Origin of the sequence: Geobacillus sp. LYN3 (genome assembly GCF_003064505.1) — a bacterium.
Classification (GTDB): Bacteria; Bacillota; Bacilli; order Bacillales; family Anoxybacillaceae; genus Parageobacillus_B; species Parageobacillus_B toebii.
Window position 1 is genome coordinate 1,948,388 of record NZ_QCWL01000001.1, and the last position, 609, is coordinate 1,948,996.

General features: G+C 52.4%; 1 protein-coding gene (running past one end of the window). It reads right to left on the bottom strand.

Annotated elements, in window-relative coordinates; all coding sequences use genetic code 11:
• On the bottom strand, positions 1-609 hold part of the coding region annotated (locus DCC82_RS18165) for a helix-turn-helix domain-containing protein (RefSeq protein WP_233252972.1) (this coding region is incomplete at its 3' end). Its footprint extends 75 nt past the window's final position; 609 of 684 annotated nt are visible.

The window sequence follows — 609 nt, forward strand, 5'->3', positions numbered from 1 at the left end:
TTTCCCGTTGTCCGAGTAAATGCGCTTCGGCTTCCCGCAACGAAGCACCGCTTCCTTCGTGACGATCCGCAGCCCGTCAAACTTCTCCGAAGGGAAAAACTGCGCGTACGGCACAAACCGCGAGCAGTCATCGATATAGGCGATCAAAAACGTTTTCTGGGCTTTCCCATTGACTCGAATCGTTGGTCCATGGGATAAGTCCCCTTGCCAAAGCTCATTGATCTGGTCATACGCAAAGCGCTTTCGCTCCGGCATGGGCAAGATTTCTTTCCCGACAAGGTTGTGTTTTTTCAACAATCGGTATATAGTAAAGTAAGAGATATGGTTTTCTGGGATTTCCCCCTGCTCGATCAGGTGTTCGTAGAACACCGTCACGGGCATGGTGGGATGTTCTTTTCTTAGGGCTAAAATATGATCCTCATCATCGGGCGACAGACGCCTTGAGTGGCCGCGGTCCGAACGGCGCTTCGGCTTTAAGGCGTCAAAGCCCCCTTTTTTGTATCGGGTGCACCAATCGAGGATCGTCTTGGCTGCGATTCGCTTGTCGCCCTGGTGGGGAACATGGTGCACTCGCTCGCTCACCTCTTTCAGATACGTCTTCGGTTCCAC